The 255-nt window shown below is 35.7% G+C and carries 1 pseudogene; it reads right to left on the bottom strand.

Annotation, left to right across the window (positions count from 1 at the left end):
- Positions 1-208: pseudogene (locus ICN43_RS11285) on the bottom strand (acetylglucosamine transferase); the annotation flags it as partial.
- Positions 209-255 lie beyond the last annotated feature (47 nt).

Genomic DNA, 255 nt, shown 5'->3' with positions numbered 1-255 from the left:
TTATGTTGCCTTTGAAGGATTGATTATTTTCCGATATCCATACAACACTATTTTTTACTTGTAACAAAATTCTAGCCCAAGCATCCAAAACTTGTGGATTAAATTTATAGTCATTATTAAAACAACAAAATACAAATACGTTCTCTGGTAGCCCAAGCTCTGCTCTTGTAAATACCCTAGAAGAAGCAAGCCGCTTTGAATCATCCACTATGTAGGTATCGGGAAGCGATACGACTTTTTCGGTATAGAACTGCT

This window comes from Polynucleobacter sp. UK-Mo-2m-Kol15, assembly GCF_018881505.1.
Taxonomy (GTDB): domain Bacteria; phylum Pseudomonadota; class Gammaproteobacteria; order Burkholderiales; family Burkholderiaceae; genus Polynucleobacter.
The sequence above is the reverse complement of the archived record's forward strand: the minus strand, read 5'-3'. Positions and strand labels throughout refer to the sequence as shown.